Source organism: Rhodoferax sp. XS2R6, assembly GCF_056521365.1.
This window is the reverse complement of record NZ_JBWMAY010000001.1, coordinates 468,748-483,358: the sequence shown is the minus strand read 5'-3', so window position 1 is coordinate 483,358 and position 14,611 is coordinate 468,748. Positions and strand designations below refer to the sequence as shown.

Here is a 14,611-nt window from a genome sequence, read left to right as displayed (position 1 = left end):
CGGTTTGCTTTTTGAATCCCCATTCCATGCCCAAGGCCAGCGCTCCATCCCCCACCACCGCCCCTCTGCCCGCCAGCTACGAAGCGGCCATGCAGGAACTGGAAGGCCTGGTGGGCCGTCTGGAGTCGGGCGAACTGCCGCTGGACCAATTGTTGAGCGGTTACCAGCGCGGCGCGGCGCTGCTGCAGTTCTGCCGCGAGCAGCTGCAGGCGGTGGAAGAACAAATCAAGGTACTGGACGACGGTGCCCTCAAACCCTGGAAAGCCTGATGCACGCCGTTGTTGCCCCCCAAGCCGTGGCCCCATTTGACCTGGACGGCTGGAGCCGCGAACGCCTGCAGCAGGTAGAGCGTGCGCTGGAAGCCTGGATTACTGCCGATGCGCCCCAGGGCGTAGACCACGGCGCGCCCGCCGCGCTGGTGGAGGCCATGCGCTACTCGGTGCTGGACGGCGGCAAACGCCTGCGCCCGCTGCTGGTGCTGGCGGCCCACGAGGCCGTGGCCACCGAAGGCCATGGTTGCCCAGCCGCCGCCCTGCGTGCGGCCTGTGCGGTGGAGCTGATCCACGCCTATTCACTGGTGCACGACGACATGCCCTGCATGGACAACGACGTGCTGCGCCGGGGCAAACCCACGGTGCATGTGCAGTTTGGCGAGGCCAGTGCCTTGCTGGCCGGGGACGCGCTGCAGGCGCTGGCGTTTGAGTTTTTGACGCCGCAGGACGAATCGGTGCCCTGCACGACGCAGGCCAAACTCTGCGGCCTGCTGGCACGTGCCGCTGGCAGCTCCGGCATGGCCGGTGGCCAGGCGATTGACCTGGCCAGCGTGGGCCTGCCACTGACCGAAAACCAGCTGCGCGAGATGCACCAGCTCAAGACCGGTGCTCTGCTGCAGGGCAGCGTGGTCATGGGGGCACATTGTGCGGCCCCCTCGGCCCAGGCGCTCAAGGGGCTGGAAGCCTATGGCGCGGCCATCGGCCTGGCCTTCCAGGTGGTGGACGATATTCTGGACGTGACCGCCGACTCGGCCACGTTGGGCAAGACCGCGGGCAAAGATGCTGACAATGACAAGCCCACCTATGTGTCGCTGATGGGGCTGGACGCCAGCCGGGCCTATGCGGCCCAGTTGTTGCAGCAAGCGCTGGATGCGCTGCAGGCCAGCGGCTTGGCCGACACCCGCGCCCTGCAGGCCCTGGCCGGCATGGTGGTGCACCGCGCAAGCTAGGATTTAAGAGTCAAATAGGCCTCTAGCCCCCGAATAATATGCGCAAGCAGCTACTAAAAAGATAGCAAATGCCCTCTACCGATCTGACTCCTTCGTCTTTGCTCTCCACCATCGACGACCCCGCGACGCTGCGCCAGCTGCCCCGTGCGCAGCTGCGTGCCTTGGCCGACGAGCTGCGCACCTACCTGCTCAACAGCGTGGCCAAAACCGGCGGGCACCTGAGCTCCAACCTGGGCACGGTGGAGCTGACCGTGGCGCTGCACTATGTGTTCAACACCCCCGAAGACCGCGTGGTCTGGGATGTGGGCCACCAGACCTACCCGCACAAAATTTTGACCGGCCGGCGTGACCGCATGCACAGCCTGCGCCAGTTTGGTGGCTTGTCCGGCTTTCCGCGTCGTGACGAGAGCGCCTACGACACCTTTGGCACCGCGCACTCCAGCACCTCCATCTCGGCCGCGCTGGGCATGGCGCTGGCCGCCCGCATCAAGGGCGAAGACCGCTACTCGGTGGCCGTGATTGGTGACGGCGCGTTGACGGCCGGCATGGCGTTTGAAGCGCTCAACAACGCAGGCGTGGAAGACTGCAAGCTGCTGGTCATCCTGAACGACAACGACATGAGCATCAGCCCGCCCGTGGGCGCGCTGAACCGCTACCTGGCTCAGCTGATGAGCGGCCAGTTTTACGCCGCCGCCAAAAACGTGGGCAAAAGTGTGCTCAAGGGCGCGCCGCCGCTGTTTGCACTGGCCAAACGCATCGAAGAGCAGGCCAAGGGCATGGTGGTGCCGGCCACGCTGTTCGAGAAATTTGGCTTCAACTACATCGGCCCCATCGATGGCCATGACCTCGATTCGCTGATCCCCACGCTGGAAAACATCAAGCATTTGAAGGGCCCGCAGTTTCTGCATGTGGTGACCAAAAAAGGCCAGGGTTACAAGCGGGCCGAGGCCGACCCTGTGGCCTACCACGGCCCCGGCAAGTTCGACCCGGCTGTGGGGCTGGTCAAGTCCACCGCCGTGGCCAAGCCCACATTCACCCAGGTGTTTGGCCAGTGGTTGTGCGACATGGCTGCGGCCGACCAGCGCCTGGTGGGCATCACGCCGGCCATGCGCGAAGGCTCGGGCATGGTGGAGTTTGAAAAACGCTTTCCGGCGCGTTACTTTGATGTGGGCATTGCCGAGCAACACGCGGTGACCTTTGCCGGTGGTCTGGCCTGCGAAGGGCTGAAGCCCGTGGTGGCGATTTACTCCACCTTTTTGCAGCGTGCGTATGACCAGCTGATCCACGACGTGGCGCTGCAAAACCTGCCCGTGGTGTTTGCACTGGACCGCGCCGGTTTGGTGGGCGCAGACGGCGCTACCCATGCGGGCGCCTATGACATTCCATTCCTGCGCTGCATTCCCAACATGAGCATTGCCTGCCCGGCCGATGAGGCCGAGTGCCGCCAGTTGCTGAGCACCGCGTTTGCCCAAAACCACCCGGTGGCCGTGCGTTACCCGCGTGGCAGTGGTGCCGGTGTGGCGGTGCCGGCCAGCCTGGACGGTTTACCGTTTGGCAAGGGCGAGATTCGCAAGCAGGGCCAGGGCATTGCCATCCTCGCGTTTGGCACGCTGTTGCAACCCGCGCTGGTGGCGGCCGAGGCACTGGGCGCCACGGTGGTGAACATGCGCTGGGCCAAGCCGCTGGACACTGCGCTGCTGCTGCAAGTGGCGGCCAGCCACCAGGCGCTGGTGACGGTGGAAGAGGGCGCCACCATGGGCGGCGCGGGCAGTGCGGTGCTGGAGGCCTTGCAGGCCGCAGGCGTGGAGTTGCCCGTGCTGCAGCTGGGCTTGGCCGACACCTTTACCGAGCATGGCGACCCGGCCTATTTGCTCAAGTTGCAGGGGCTGGATGCTGCTGGCATGCAGGCCTCGATTGCGCAGCGTTTTGGTGCATTGTTGGCGCCTGCTGCGCGCGCTGCGTAAGCCACCAGTCAGTTAAAAAGCCAGCGTGCAATGCGCTGGCTTGCAGAATCCTGAATGCGGCGCTTCAGCCCGTCCGTGTCGAGGGAAAACCCCCACGAAAGGGGGGCACCGCGTTCCTACAATCGCGCTTGACTATTGCAGTCCTTGTGCCTTGGAACAACTGGGTCGCAAGATGGTTACAACACAATTACCGGAGTACACCGAATGGATCGTCGTTCAATTATCAAAAACGCTGGTATCGCTGGCGTGCTGGCCGCGGGCGCGGCACCAGCGGTTCATGCGCAAGCGGCAGTGCGCTGGCGCCTGTCGTCGAGCTTCCCCAAAGCCCTGGACACCATCTATGGCGCGGCAGAAGTTTTCTCCAAGCAAGTGAAAGCCATGTCCGGCGGCAAGTTTGAAATCTCGGTGCACGCTGGTGGTGAAATTACCCCGCCCTTTGGCGTGGTGGATGCGGTGCAAAACGGCGCCATTGAGTGCGCTCACACAGCACCGTATTACTTCTTCGGCAAAAACGAAGCGTTTGCTTTGGGTTGCGCAGTGCCCTTTGGCCTGAACAGCCGCCAGATGACTGCCTGGATGTACGAAGGCAACGGCTTGAAGCTGATGCGTGAGTTCTACGCCAAGTACAGCATGATCAGTTTCCCCATGGGCAACACAGGTGCCCAGATGGGTGGCTGGTACCGCAAGGAAATCAAGTCGCTGAAAGACATCAAGGGTCTGAAAATGCGCATTGGCGGCTTTGCCGGCAAGGTGTTTGAGCCCATGGGTGGCGTGCCACAAAACATTCCCGGCGGTGAAATCTACACCGCGCTGGAAAAAGGCACGATTGATGCAGCCGAGTGGGTCGGTCCTTACGATGACCAGAAGCTGGGCTTCAACAAGGTGGCACCGTACTACTACTACCCTGGCTGGTGGGAGGGCGGTCCCCAGCTGGACCTGTTCGTCAACCAGAAGGCCTACGATGCGCTGTCGCCCGAAAACAAGGCCATCATCGAAGCCGCTTCGACCTATGCCCACGTGGACATGCAAGCCAAGTACGACGGCCGTAACCCCATGGCCTTGAAGCAACTGGTGGGTGCCGGTACCAAGCTGCGTCCGTTCCCCAACGACGTGCTGGCCGCGGCGTTCAAGGAAGCCATGTCGCTGTACACCAAGCTGAGCGATACCAACGAAGACTGGAAAAAAATCTACGCGGACTACTCCAAGTTCCGTGCCGATTCCAATCTGTGGTTCCGTTTCACCGAAGCCAAGTTCGACACCTTCATGCAAACGCAGAAGCTGTGATTCGGCCCCATTAAAAAAACCGCGCTACGGCGCGGTTTTTTTTCGTCTGCACATTCGCTCAGCGTGCTTGTTTGAGCGCGTTCAGGGCGTCTTCCAGTCGTTTGAATTCGCTCAGCATCGCCGGTTGGGCGGTGTAGAAAATGACCAGCTTGCCACCAAACGTCTTGGTGTAGAACCGTGGGGCAATCAGCCATTCCAGGCCGGGTATGCGAATCACTTTGGCATAGGCCAGGTTGTGCAATTCCACCCGCTTGCTCCACATCCAGCTTTGTTCCACCGCTGTGCTGGAGAGGCGGGTGGTGCCGGTCACCACAAACCAGACCGTGTAGGCCATCAGGGCCCAGGGCGCCCATATCCAGAACACGGTGTTCTGCGCGGTCAAGGGGCCTGTACCCATTTGCATTTTCCAGGCCCAGGCACTGGCCAGCACCATCAGAATCAGGGCAATGCCCTTGAACACCGGGCTGTAGGCGGGGGCGACCATGTCGCCCCCTTGGGGGGCAAACTGCAGGGTGGCAGGTGTGCTGGTGTCGGTGCGCTGGCCGGCGTCGTCCGTGGGGGTATCACTCATGGGCGTAAAGGTTCCATAAAAAAAGCCCCATCCGAGGACGGGGCTGGTGGGCCGGGTTGGCCAGAGGGCGTTTATTTCTTGAACAGCTCGTCGATTTTTTTCTGCTCGTCATCGGCGGCTTTTTCTGCCGCTTTGTCGGCGGCAGCTTCGTCCACCGGTTCGCCTTCTTTGGGCATGGGCAGTTCGCCGGGCTTGAGTTCCATGCCGGGGGCGGGCTCCTCAACGGGCATTTCAATGACTACCTTGTCCACGTCCACGTCGATCTTTTCGTCCAGGAACATGGTGACCGATTGCGGTACGAAGATCACGATGACCACCAGGATGATTTGCATGATCACCCAGGGAATGGCGCCCAGGTAGATGTCGTTGGACAGCACCGGACGGGGAATGCGTTTGTCCTTGAACAGCGTGTCGGCAATGCCGCGCAGGTAGAACAGTGCAAAACCAAACGGCGGGTGCATGAAGCTGGTCTGCAGGTTCACACACAACAACACACCGAACCAGATCAGGTCGATGCCCATTTTGTCGGCCACGGGTGCCAGCATGGGCACGATGATGAAGGCGATTTCGAAAAAGTCCAGGAAGAACGCGAGGAAGAACACAAACACGTTCACCACAATCAGGAAGCCGGTTTGGCCGCCTGGCAGGCCGGTGAGCAGGTGTTCGACCCACTTGGCGCCGTCCACCCCCTGGAACACCTGGCTGAACACCCGTGAACCGATCAGGATGAACACCACCATGGCGGTCAGGCGCATGGTGCCGGCCATGGCTTCCCAGATCAGGGCCTTGCTCAGGCGTTTGGACATGGCGGCCAAGATCATGGCGCCGACCACACCCATGGCACCGGCTTCGGTGGGGGTGGCAATGGCGTGGTTCTGGAACGGCAGGCCACCCATGGAGCCCAACACGGTGAAGATCAGGATGGCTGAGGGCACGATGCCGCGCAGGCACTTCTTCCACAGCGCCCAGCCGTTCAGGGTGCGTTCGGACACGGGGATACCGGGCAGGTAGTTGGGTTTGATGCGGGTGAGCAGGAAGGTGTAGAGCGCAAACATGCCGACTTGCATGAGCGAGGGGCCCCAGGCACCCTTGTACATGTCACCCACGGGGCGGCCCAGTTGGTCGGCCAGCACCACCAGCACTAGCGACGGTGGCACCAGCTGCGTGATGGTGCCCGAGGCAGCCAGCACGCCGGTGGCGTAACGCATGTTGTAGTTGTACTTCATCATCACGGGCAGTGAGATGAGGGCCATGGCGATCACCTGACCCGCCACGGTGCCGGTGATGGCACCCAGGATGAAGCCCACGATGATGACCGAATAACCCACACCGCCGCGCATGGGGCCAAACAGCTGGCCCATGGAGTCCAACATGTCTTCGGCCAGACCACACTTCTCCAGGATGGTGCCCATGAAGGTGAAGAACGGAATCGCCAGCAGCAATTCGTTGTTCAGGATGGAGAAGATGGAAATGGGCAGGTTGCCCATGAAGGCGGCGGGGAACCAGCCCATCTCGATGGCGTAGAAGCCACTGGCAAGCCCCAGGGCCGCCAGCGAGAAGGCGACCGGGAAGCCGATCAACATGATGATGACCAGCCCCGCAAACATGATGGGTGGGAAGTGTTCCATTTGCATATCTAGTTCCTGAATCTCAAAACGGGGGCGTGCCTACAAGGCAAGGGCGCAGCAGCTGAAGCGGGCGATCAGCGCATCATTGCAAAGGCTTTTCGTAGTGCGTGTCCATCTGGTACTTGCCTTGCAAGTAGGCGACACGTTTGATGATTTCGGCCAGGCCTTGCAGTACCACCAGGCCAAAGCCCAGGGGCATGGCCAAAACGGCGGGCCAGCGGATCAGACCACCAGCGTTTTGCGACATTTCGCCGGAGGTCCAGGAGTTCACAAAGTAACCCCAGGACAGGACCATCAGCAGGGTGATGACCGGCAGCAGAAACACCACCAGACCAAACAGGTCGACATAGACCGGCTTGTTGCCCTTGATCTTGCCGTAGATCAGGTCGACCCGGACGTGTTCATTGAGCTTGAGCACTAGCGGCGCACCCACCATCACCATGTAGGCGAAGAGGTACCACTGGATTTCGATGAAGGAGTTGGAGCTCCAGTCAAATCCGTACCGCACAAAAGCATTGGCGGCACTGATCAGTGCTGCGAATAACACGGTCCAGGATGCGAGCGTGCCGAATTTTTCGCTGACCCAGTCCATGCCGAGTGCGAGTTTCAAAAGGATTGCCACGGGAAGTCTCCAATCTGTAATAGCGATGGACACGGGCGGGGAGAGCCCCGCTGCATCAACAGGGGAATAGTGCCCTAAATCCCCTGTAGAAAACCTGACGCGACGGCTTGGTGTTTACCCTTAAATCCGTTGCGTGTGCTGCGCTGGCTGCGCTGGTTCAGGCCAGCCAGTGCTGCTGTGCCAGGTAGGTCAGTGCGCCCGCAATGTAGCCCAGCAAGGCCAGGCCGCTGATCTTGCGGACGTACCAGAGAAAGTCGATTTTCTCCAACCCCATGGCGGCCACACCTGCTGCAGATCCGATGATCAGGATGGAGCCACCCGTGCCTGCGCAGTAGGCCAAAAACTCCCACAAAAAGCTATCGGTGGGGTACTGCGCCAGGCTGTACATGCCCATGCTGGCTGCCACCAGGGGTACGTTGTCCACTACCGCACTGACCAGGCCAATCAGCAGCACGATCAGGTCTTGCCGGCCCACGGTGGTGTCCAGCCAGTGGGCAATGGAGGACAGCACATGGGCATGCTCCAGCACCGCCACACTGAGCAAAATGCCGATGAAAAATACGATGGAGCTCATGTCGATGCGCGTGAGCGCACGGGCCAGCGTCAGGCGTTGTTTGCGCAAGTCTTCTTCTTTGCGGTGCACCAGGTCGCCTACCAGCCACAGCAGGCCCAGGCCCAGCAGAATGCCCATGAAAGGGGGCAGGTGGGTCACGGTCTTGAACACCGGCACCAGCACCAGAATGGCCAGACCCATGAAGAACATCAAGTTGCGCTCGAAGGCGCTGGTTTCGAACGGAATGTCGTCTGCGTGTTGCTGGGGGGCGATCACCGGACGCTGGCCCAGCCAGGCGCTGGTGACCGCTAGGGGCACCAGCAGATTGACCAGCGAAGGGATGAACAGGCCTTTCATGATTTCTGTGGCGGTGATTTGTCCGCCTATCCAGAGCATGGTGGTGGTGACGTCCCCGATCGGGGTCCAGGCGCCACCTGCGTTGGCGGCGATGACGATGATGCCGGCGAAGAACAGGCGGTCCTCACGGCGGTCCAGCAGTTTCTTCATCAGGGACACCATGACGATGGTGGTGGTCAGGTTGTCCAGGATGGAGCTCAGGAAGAAAGACACACCACCGACCAGCCACATGAGCTTGGACAGGCGTGTGGTGCGGATGCGCGAGGTGATGACTTCGAAGCCATTGTGCGCATCGACCACCTCGACGATGGCCATGGCACCCATTAGGAAGAACACGATCTGGGCGGTGCCCATCAGCGATTCGCCCAGCTGTGCATTCAGGGCTTGCGGGTTGTCCTGGCCCAGGGCATACAGCGTCCACATCAGCCCGGCACCCAACAAGGCGGTGGCGGACTTGTTGACTTTGAGCGGGTGCTCCAGCGCAATCGCGAGGTAGGCAAGAACGAACACCAGGATCAGGGCAGTCAGCATCGGAGGGGCTTTCAAGGTTCGGCGGTGGCGGTTAGCGCACCGGGGTGGCAGTGTAATGGCTGTGTCACACCGACGTCATGCGGACCAGCGAGCATTTCATGCCATAGGAGGGCGGTATGGCATGGCTTGCGCGTTTGCGGATTCGATCCCGTTTACTGGTGTTGCTGGTGTTCTCTGTGTTGGCCCTGGCCGCGGTGGGCGGCTTTGCGGCGTGGACCATAGACCGCGAGGCCACGCGTGCCACCGACTTCATCGATTCGGAGTTTGAGTCGCTGCAGGTGCTGGGTGCGGTGCGCACGCACATGGGTGATGCGCGCCGCTTTGAGAAGGATGTGTTGCTGACCATGGGCGACGAGGTGGCCACCGAACGCTTCAGCCTGTTGTGGAGCCAGTCGCTGGCGGCCACACAGCAGTCGCTGGCGCAGGTCCAAACGCTGGCGCAGGCGGCGGAGGCCGCAGCCTTGGGGGAGATGGCGCGGCGCCTGCGTGTGTATGAGGCGGGGTTCAAGGACATATTGGGCAAGCTGGCGCGGGGGGAGTTGCACGACCCGTGGGCGGCCAATGCGGCCATGGCGCCCCTGGCCGCAGATATGCAGGCCACGGAGCAGGCGTTGGTGGCGGTGTCCCAGGCCATTGCCACACGCGCCAGTGAGCGCCGTGCCAGCCTGGCCCGCACGGGCGGCCAAGCTCCCTGGGTGGTGCTGGCTGCCACTGCGGCGGTGGCGGCGCTGGCCACGCTGCTGGTGCTGGCGATTGTGCGGTCTATCGTGCGCCCCATGCAGGTTCTGCAGGCCACCGCCAAGGCCTGGGGCCAGGGGGATTTGACGGCCACCGTGCAGGCGCAGGGCCGGGACGAAATTGCGCAGGTGCAGCAAGATCTGGGGCTCATGCACGCCGCACTGAGCCAACTGGTCTGGCAGGTGCGCACCGGTGTGGAGGTGGTGGGGGACAACACCGCCGAGATTGCCATGGCCAATGGCGAGTTGTCCGAACGCACCGAGCGGGCCGCAGCGGCGCTGCAGCGCACGGTGGCGTCGATTGAGCAGCTGTCGCTGGCGGCGCGCCACACGGCCGATTCGGCCACCCAGGCGGTGGGTTCGGCAGATGCGGCCCAGCAAGTGGCGCAGCGGGGTGGCGCGGTGGTGAACCAGGTGGTGCACACCATGCAGGACATCAACCACGCCTCCCGCAAGATCGCCGACATCATTGCGGTGATTGACGGCATCGCTTTTCAGACCAATATCCTGGCGCTGAATGCGGCGGTGGAAGCGGCCCGTGCGGGCGAGCAGGGGCGGGGGTTTGCGGTGGTGGCCAGCGAGGTGCGTTCACTGGCCGGGCGTTCGGCCCAGGCCGCGCGCGAGATCAAAACCATCATCCACGCCTCGGTCGAAAAAATTGACCAGGGCTCGGCGCTGGCGGCCCAGGCCGGTCAGACCATGCGCGAGATGGTGGCGGGGGTGGGGCAGGTGGTGGGCGTGATCGAGAGCATCCGCGCTGCTGCACATGAACAACTGCAAGGCATTGGCGCTCTCAACACTGCCATGGGAGGCATTGACCAGGCCACGCAACAAAACGCGGCCATGGTGGAGGAGTCGGCAGCCGGTGCCATGAGCCTGGCCCAAGAGACCCAGCAGTTGCGCGCCGCGGTGCGGGTGTTTCAGCTGGATACGCAGCCGCTGACTTTGATGCCAAATAGGCCTCTAGCCCTTATGAATTAAGCGCGAGTAGCTATAAAATAAGTAGCAGATCGCAGGCCAGCCACGGTCAACAACAAAGAGCCCAGCAGGTGCAGTGCTGCGGTGCCCAGCGCCAGCGCGTAACGCTGCTGGCCCAGCATGGCCACCACCTCGGCCGAGAAGCTGGAAAACGTGGTGAGCGCGCCCAGAAAGCCGGTGACCAGGGCCAGGCGCCAGACCGGGTCCAGCTGCGGCAGGGCCTGGAACACCGCCACACACACGCCCACCAGGTAACCCCCCAGCAGGTTGGCCGCCAGCGTGCCCCAGGGCAGTACGGTGCCTGCGGTGGCCACCGGGTTGAGCCACAGGCCCAACTGCCAGCGGGCCAGCGCGCCTACACACGCACCCAGGCAAATGGCCAGTACCTGCGGCATCACGGTGAGGTGCCTTTGGTGTTGAACGGTGCGCCATTGACGGTCAGGCCTTCGGCGGACAGTTTGCTGGCCGCAGACCCTTTGATGCCTTTGACGCGGGCCATGAAGTCTGCCCAGTCTTTGAAGGGGCCGGCCTCACGCGCCTGCAAAATGCGCCCGGTGCTGCTGGGCCCCAGACCTTTGACGCTGTCGAGTTGCGCCTCGGTGGCGCTGTTGACGTCGAGTGCCCAGGCCGAGGCGCTGATCAAGACGCTGAAGGCACACAGGACAAGCTGGCGTGGGATCGACATAAGCACTCCTGGGGTGGGGTGTGGGAATCAGGCTTTGCGCTGGGCCAGCCACTGCACGTACTGGGCCACACCGGTTTGCACATCCACAAACGCATGGTCACAACCGGTGGCGCGCAGCGCAGACAGATCGGCCTGGGTGTAACACTGGTACTTGCCGCGCAGCGCATCGGGGAAGGGGATGTACTCCACCAGACCCTGGGCTGCAATGTCGTTCAATGGCAGCGCTGCTTCGCCTTTAAGGGCGCGCATGGCGTTGACCACCGAGCTGGCCACGTCGTTGAAGGGTTGGGCCCGACCCGAGCCGAGGTTGAAGATGCCGCTTTGGCCAGGGTTGTCAAAGAACCAGAGGTTCACTGCCACCACATCGTCGATGAAGACGAAGTCGCGCATCTGGCCGCCCTGCGGATAGCCACCGTATTCGCCAAACAGCTTGACCTTGCCCTCAGCATTGAACTGGTGGTACTGATGGAAAGCCACGCTGGCCATGCGCCCCTTGTGCTGCTCGCGTGGGCCATACACATTGAAGTAGCGAAAGCCCACCACCTGCATGGTCTTGCCGGCCTTGGTGCGCTGAAAGTCGTTGCCGCATTCGCGGCGCATGCGCTGGTCAAACAGCAGCTTGGAGTAGCCGTAGACATTGAGTGGCGCCTCGAAGGCAGGGTCTTCGCGGAAGGTGTCCGAGCCGCCATAGGTGGCTGCGCTGGAGGCGTAGAGCAGGCGCGCGCCGCGCTTCTGGCAGGCCTGGAACAGGTGCCAGGACAGCGTGTAGTTGTTCGCCATCATGTACTTGCCGTCCTGCTCCATGGTGTCGCTGCAGGCGCCTTCGTGGAACACGGCTTCGACCTGGCCGTAGTGGCCGCCCGCAAACTCGTCGTAGAAGGTGTCGGCGTCCACATAGTCGGCAATCTGCAGATCCGCCAAGTTGCGGAATTTGTCGCCCTGCTTGAGGTCATCCACCGCAATGATGTCGGTCAGGCCGCGTGCGTTGAGCCCGGCAATGATGTTGCTGCCAATAAAACCGGCTGCGCCGGTGACCACGATGCGTGTCATGCAAAAAGCTCCTCGTAAGACACCGTGGCGGTGCCAAATTTACCCACCACCAGACCACCGGCGCGGTTGGCCAGAGGCACCGCGTCACGCAGGCTCAGGCCCGCGCCCACCAGGGTGGCCATGGTGGCAATCACCGTATCGCCGGCACCGGTCACATCAAACACCTCGCGCGCCTGCGCGCTCACGTGCAACTGGCCTTCTGCATCAAACAGCGTCATGCCTTCCTCGCTGCGGGTCAGCAGCACGGCGTCGAGCTGCAACTGCGCGCGCAGGTTCTGCACTTTGGTGCGCAAGTCGTCCTCGCTGCTCCAGCCGCCAATCACCTGTTGCAGCTCGGCCCGGTTGGGGGTGATCACGCTGGCGTTTTGGTAGCGCGAGTAGTCGCTGCCTTTGGGGTCAATTAGGATGGGTTTGCCGGCGGCGCGCGCACGCGCAATCATGTCGCTCACATGGGCCAGGCCGCCTTTGCCGTAGTCGGAAAACAGCACTGCATCGTGCTCGGGCAGCAGCTGTGCAAACGTGGCGGTTTGTGTGGCCAGGATCTCGCTCTTGGGTGTGTTTTCAAAGTCCAGGCGAATCAGCTGCTGCTGGCGGCCAATGACGCGGAGCTTGACCGTGGTTTTGAGGTCGGCATCGCGGCCAAAGTGGGTGCGGATGCCGGTGGTGGCCACCAGCGCTTCGAGTTTGTGGCTGGCCTCGTCGTCGCCCACCACGGTGAGCAGTGATGCCTGAGCCCCCAGCGTGGCCGCGTTGAAAGCCACGTTGGCGGCACCGCCGCAACGCTCTTCTTCGCGCGTGATACGCACCACCGGCACCGGCGCCTCGGGGCTGATGCGGTCTACCGCACCGTACCAGTAGCGGTCCAGCATCACATCACCCACGACCAACACGCGGGCTTTTGACAGAGTCAGTTTGGAAATCGTCATGGTCTTGTTATAGCGATTCAGAGTTCTTCTACACGGCGTGCGGGGTAGCTGTCCCAGGCTTGGCAGCCAGGGCATTGCCAGAAGTGCACTTTGGCTTCGAAGCCGCAGGCGGCGCAGCGGTACCGTGTGAGGGGTTTGACGGCGTGGTCCAATGCGCGCTGCACATGGGGGTGGAAGGCTTCATGCTCCAGCTTTTCGCCGGCAATCCACTTGGCGGCAGCCACCAACGAGGGTTCGGTCTCCAGATGGCGGGCGTACCACTCACGCGCTGTGGGTGTAGTGTGGGTACTGGCGGCTTCCAGCGCCACGATCGCGTCCAGCACGTCCAGCGAGTGCCCATGGGCATAGACTTTTTTCAGCAAGTCCAAGGCTTTGGGCTCTTGCCCTGCTGCAATCGCCTGCTGAGCAAGCAGCGGTGCAATCAAACCAACGGCCGTGGGGGCTGCGTGCATGGCGTCCGTCAGTGTGGTGCAGGCCTGGGCTGAGTGGCCTGCCTTGCTTTGCAGCTGGGCCAGGTCCATGCGCGGGCGCGGGGCCTCCGGGGCGGTGGCAATGGCCTCATTGAGCAGCACGTTGGCTTCCTCGGTGTGGCCCGCAGTGGCCAGGGTTGCCGATTGTTCGCACAGGTAGTGGGCCAGGCGCCCCTTAAAACTACCCTGGCCGCTGGATTCGAGCTTCTGCGCCACCAGCGCCGCATGTTCCCAGTCACGCGAGCGTTCGTAATTGGCCAGTAGGGCCAAGCGGGCCTGGGCTTCAAAACGGGTACCTTCGAGCTTGAGCAGGGCGTCTTCTGCGCGGTCGAGCAGGCCGGCCTTGAGGTAGTCCAGTGCCAGCGCGTGTTGGGCCCGGTGGCGGTCGTCTTCGCTCAGGTCACCACGCGAGAGCAGGTGCTCGTGCACACGCACCGCACGTTCGTACTCGCCACGGCGGCGAAACAGGTTGCCCAGCGCGAAGTGCAGCTCCGAGGTGTCCGGGTCGTTTTGCACCGCTTCGATGAAGGCATCAATCGCCTGGTCTTGCTGCTCGTTGAGCAGGAAATTCAGGCCCTTGAAATAGGCCTTGGGAGCCTGGCGGTTTTCCATGCGCAGCTGGCGCAGGTCCATGCGCGAGGCTAGCCACCCCAGCACAAAGGCCACGGGCAGGCCCATGAGGATCAGGGTGATATCAAAGTCCATGTGGTGGCGGTGTTGGGGTTTTGTCGGCTTCTGCGGCTACGGCGGCCAGTGCGGTGGCAGCTTGGTTACGGGCCTGCTTGGCAGCGCGGCGATGGCGCCACCAACGCGGCACCATGCCCAGTACGCCAATGGCTATACCGGCGGCAAAGGTGATCAGCACCACCAGCACCATGGGCGCGGTCCAGCGTGTGCCAAAGAAAAACTGCACGGTGACATCGCCCTGGTTGTTCAGGGCAAAAGCGAACAGGGTAAAAAAAATGGCCGCTTTAAGTAGCCACTTAAAGAGCCATACGAGCTGTTTCATTCATCTCCTCGGTGCCCGGAGATT

15 protein-coding genes are annotated in these 14,611 nt (G+C 62.4%); 5 read left to right on the top strand and 10 right to left on the bottom strand.

All coding sequences use genetic code 11. The annotated features are described in order from the left end of the window. The first annotated feature begins 26 nt into the window (after positions 1–26). The 4 genes from AC097A_RS02290 to AC097A_RS02275 all read left to right on the top strand — a co-directional run bounded on the left by AC097A_RS02290 (position 27) and on the right by AC097A_RS02275 (position 4,470). Positions 27–269, top strand: coding sequence for an exodeoxyribonuclease VII small subunit (locus AC097A_RS02290; protein WP_479619586.1), 243 nt, complete (start codon positions 27–29; stop codon positions 267–269). Beyond that, entirely contained in the window at positions 269–1,222 is a 954-nt protein-coding gene (locus AC097A_RS02285; RefSeq protein ID WP_315493854.1) for a farnesyl diphosphate synthase, read from the top strand. The genes AC097A_RS02290 and AC097A_RS02285 overlap by 1 nt, the downstream gene beginning before the upstream one ends. 68 nt (positions 1,223–1,290) lie before the next feature. After that, entirely contained in the window at positions 1,291–3,186 is a 1,896-nt protein-coding gene (gene dxs / locus AC097A_RS02280) for a 1-deoxy-D-xylulose-5-phosphate synthase (protein WP_479619585.1), read from the top strand. Between the two features lie 204 nt (positions 3,187–3,390). Continuing rightward, the gene (locus AC097A_RS02275) at positions 3,391–4,470 is read left to right on the top strand and encodes a TRAP transporter substrate-binding protein (RefSeq protein ID WP_105259832.1); all 1,080 of its coding nucleotides are present in this window, start codon (positions 3,391–3,393) and stop codon (positions 4,468–4,470) included. A gap of 58 nt (positions 4,471–4,528) precedes the next feature. Here AC097A_RS02275 and AC097A_RS02270 read toward each other — a convergent pair whose 3' ends face one another. The 4 genes from AC097A_RS02270 to nhaD all read right to left on the bottom strand — a co-directional run bounded on the left by AC097A_RS02270 (position 4,529) and on the right by nhaD (position 8,732). Then, positions 4,529–5,041 carry a hypothetical protein gene (locus AC097A_RS02270; RefSeq protein WP_479619584.1) on the bottom strand — a complete coding sequence of 171 codons (513 nt, stop codon included), beginning with the start codon at positions 5,039–5,041 and terminating at the stop codon, positions 4,529–4,531. A 71-nt stretch (positions 5,042–5,112) separates the two neighbouring features. Continuing rightward, positions 5,113–6,675, bottom strand: a complete 1,563-nt coding sequence (locus AC097A_RS02265) for a TRAP transporter large permease subunit (protein WP_315473334.1) — start codon at positions 6,673–6,675, stop codon at positions 5,113–5,115. Between the two features lie 76 nt (positions 6,676–6,751). Then, positions 6,752–7,291, bottom strand: coding sequence for a TRAP transporter small permease subunit (locus AC097A_RS02260; RefSeq protein WP_105259829.1), 540 nt, complete (start codon positions 7,289–7,291; stop codon positions 6,752–6,754). Positions 7,292–7,448: 157 nt separating this feature from the next. Beyond that, the gene (gene nhaD / locus AC097A_RS02255) at positions 7,449–8,732 is read right to left on the bottom strand and encodes a sodium:proton antiporter NhaD (protein WP_315493851.1); all 1,284 of its coding nucleotides are present in this window, start codon (positions 8,730–8,732) and stop codon (positions 7,449–7,451) included. Between the two features lie 116 nt (positions 8,733–8,848). Between nhaD and AC097A_RS02250 the strand changes: the two genes are divergently transcribed. Next, a complete protein-coding gene (locus tag AC097A_RS02250; protein WP_479619583.1) occupies positions 8,849–10,450 on the top strand; it encodes a methyl-accepting chemotaxis protein in 1,602 nt (533 codons plus the stop codon). Here AC097A_RS02250 and crcB read toward each other — a convergent pair. The 6 genes from crcB to AC097A_RS02220 are packed head-to-tail and all read right to left on the bottom strand — an operon-like array spanning position 10,447 to position 14,587. Then, positions 10,447–10,842: a fluoride efflux transporter CrcB gene (gene crcB, locus AC097A_RS02245; protein WP_479620186.1), complete on the bottom strand. Its 396-nt coding sequence runs from the start codon at positions 10,840–10,842 to the stop codon at positions 10,447–10,449. The genes AC097A_RS02250 and crcB overlap by 4 nt on opposite strands. Beyond that, a complete protein-coding gene (locus tag AC097A_RS02240; RefSeq protein ID WP_479619582.1) occupies positions 10,842–11,132 on the bottom strand; it encodes a ComEA family DNA-binding protein in 291 nt (96 codons plus the stop codon). Before AC097A_RS02240 ends, crcB begins: the two co-directional genes overlap by 1 nt. Positions 11,133–11,159: 27 nt before the next feature. After that, positions 11,160–12,182, bottom strand: a complete 1,023-nt coding sequence (gene rfaD / locus AC097A_RS02235) for an ADP-glyceromanno-heptose 6-epimerase (RefSeq protein WP_479619581.1) — start codon at positions 12,180–12,182, stop codon at positions 11,160–11,162. Beyond that, complete coding sequence (gene rfaE1 / locus AC097A_RS02230; RefSeq protein ID WP_479619580.1) at positions 12,179–13,108, bottom strand: D-glycero-beta-D-manno-heptose-7-phosphate kinase; 930 nt, start codon at positions 13,106–13,108, stop codon at positions 12,179–12,181. Before rfaE1 ends, rfaD begins: the two co-directional genes overlap by 4 nt. A gap of 17 nt (positions 13,109–13,125) precedes the next feature. Further along, positions 13,126–14,283 (bottom strand): lipopolysaccharide assembly protein LapB, encoded by a 1,158-nt coding sequence (gene lapB, locus AC097A_RS02225; RefSeq protein ID WP_479619579.1) that lies wholly within the window; start codon positions 14,281–14,283, stop codon positions 13,126–13,128. After that, positions 14,273–14,587 (bottom strand): LapA family protein, encoded by a 315-nt coding sequence (locus AC097A_RS02220; RefSeq protein ID WP_479619578.1) that lies wholly within the window; start codon positions 14,585–14,587, stop codon positions 14,273–14,275. The genes lapB and AC097A_RS02220 overlap by 11 nt, the downstream gene beginning before the upstream one ends. Positions 14,588–14,611: the final 24 nt, after the last annotated feature.

Bases quoted from the DNA above. Each gene is read 5' to 3' on its own strand.
- AC097A_RS02290 (WP_479619586.1), top strand. From the start codon at position 27: ATGCCCAAGGCCAGCGCTCCATCCCCCACCACCGCCCCTCTGCCCGCC.
- AC097A_RS02285 (WP_315493854.1), top strand. From the start codon at position 269: ATGCACGCCGTTGTTGCCCCCCAAGCCGTGGCCCCATTTGACCTGGAC.
- dxs (WP_479619585.1), top strand. From the start codon at position 1,291: ATGCCCTCTACCGATCTGACTCCTTCGTCTTTGCTCTCCACCATCGAC.
- AC097A_RS02275 (WP_105259832.1), top strand. From the start codon at position 3,391: ATGGATCGTCGTTCAATTATCAAAAACGCTGGTATCGCTGGCGTGCTG.
- AC097A_RS02270 (WP_479619584.1), bottom strand. From the start codon at position 5,041: ATGAGTGATACCCCCACGGACGACGCCGGCCAGCGCACCGACACCAGC.
- AC097A_RS02265 (WP_315473334.1), bottom strand. From the start codon at position 6,675: ATGCAAATGGAACACTTCCCACCCATCATGTTTGCGGGGCTGGTCATC.
- nhaD (WP_315493851.1), bottom strand. From the start codon at position 8,732: ATGCTGACTGCCCTGATCCTGGTGTTCGTTCTTGCCTACCTCGCGATT.
- AC097A_RS02250 (WP_479619583.1), top strand. From the start codon at position 8,849: ATGGCATGGCTTGCGCGTTTGCGGATTCGATCCCGTTTACTGGTGTTG.
- crcB (WP_479620186.1), bottom strand. From the start codon at position 10,842: ATGCCGCAGGTACTGGCCATTTGCCTGGGTGCGTGTGTAGGCGCGCTG.
- AC097A_RS02240 (WP_479619582.1), bottom strand. From the start codon at position 11,132: ATGTCGATCCCACGCCAGCTTGTCCTGTGTGCCTTCAGCGTCTTGATC.
- rfaD (WP_479619581.1), bottom strand. From the start codon at position 12,182: ATGACACGCATCGTGGTCACCGGCGCAGCCGGTTTTATTGGCAGCAAC.
- rfaE1 (WP_479619580.1), bottom strand. From the start codon at position 13,108: ATGACGATTTCCAAACTGACTCTGTCAAAAGCCCGCGTGTTGGTCGTG.
- lapB (WP_479619579.1), bottom strand. From the start codon at position 14,283: ATGGACTTTGATATCACCCTGATCCTCATGGGCCTGCCCGTGGCCTTT.
- AC097A_RS02220 (WP_479619578.1), bottom strand. From the start codon at position 14,587: ATGAAACAGCTCGTATGGCTCTTTAAGTGGCTACTTAAAGCGGCCATT.